Below are 629 nucleotides of genomic sequence, written 5' to 3'. Positions count from 1 at the left end.
GCGTTCTTCGCGGAGCCGATCATCGGTGCCGGTGGGGTGTATCTTCCGCCGGAGGGGTACCTGGCCGAGGTGCGCGACATCTGCCGCGAGCACGACATTCTGTTTGTCGTCGACGAGGTCGTGACCGGTTTCGGTCGTATCGGCGGCGAGTGGTTCGCGTCTACTCGTTTCGATTTGCAGCCCGACATGATGACCACGGCAAAGGGTTTGACGTCCGGTTACGTTCCGATGGGTGCGGTGTTCATCGCGCCGCGGGTGGCGGAGCCGTTCTATGCGGGTTCGTGGTGGCGTCATGGTTACACGTATGGCGGGCATGCCGGTGCTGCTGCGGCGGCGATGGCGAACCTCGACATTCTCGAGCGTGAGAATTTGCTTGGGGAGTCGAAGCGTCTGGAGGCGTCGTTGCATACGCATCTGCAGCCGTTGGCGGAGCATCCGCGGGTGGCGGAGGTTCGTAGTGGACTGGGTGCGGTCGCTGCGGTGCAGTTGGCTGATCCGGCGGAGGCGTTGCCGTTCGTGAAGACGTTGCGTGAGCACGGTATTTCGGGTCGCGCGGCGGGTCAGGGTGCGATGCAGATTTCGCCGACGTTCGTCATGACCGACGATCAGGTCGCGGAGATGGCAGCAGG

General features: G+C 63.6%; 1 protein-coding gene. It reads left to right on the top strand.

Annotated elements, in window-relative coordinates; genetic code table 11:
• The coding region (locus QMA15_RS32710) for an aminotransferase class III-fold pyridoxal phosphate-dependent enzyme (protein WP_290289387.1) at positions 1 to 629 on the top strand (629 nt) is incomplete at both ends.

It is taken from the genome of Rhodococcus sp. APC 3903, assembly GCF_030407755.1.
GTDB lineage: Bacteria > Actinomycetota > Actinomycetes > Mycobacteriales > Mycobacteriaceae > Rhodococcus_F > Rhodococcus_F erythropolis.
The sequence above is the reverse complement of the archived record's forward strand: the minus strand, read 5'-3'. Positions and strand labels throughout refer to the sequence as shown.